At 57.4% G+C, this 216-nt stretch carries 1 pseudogene; it reads right to left on the bottom strand.

Features of this window, described 5'->3' with window-relative positions:
• Positions 1 to 134: 134 nt before the first annotated feature.
• Positions 135 to 216, bottom strand: a pseudogene (locus AB8818_RS22975) (terminase); the annotation flags it as partial.

Genomic DNA, 216 nt, shown 5'->3' on the forward strand with positions numbered 1-216 from the left:
AGGAACTGAGTTTCCCGCCCCCATTGGCACGCGCATATAATTACTGACCGCATCGGCCACCGGCATACGACGCGGGGCTCGTAAAATACCGGAAACATCGCGGCGGATGTCCCTGGCAGATGCCCGCTTTGCCATCAGTCCTCCTCAGGCTCTTCCTCCTCTTTTTCAGCGTCCTGCACCCTCTCAGCCATCTGGTCGCGCAGATCATCAATAACA

Source organism: Enterobacter sp. KB-280D8 (assembly GCF_041399405.1).
Classification (GTDB): domain Bacteria; phylum Pseudomonadota; class Gammaproteobacteria; order Enterobacterales; family Enterobacteriaceae; genus Enterobacter; species Enterobacter cloacae_N.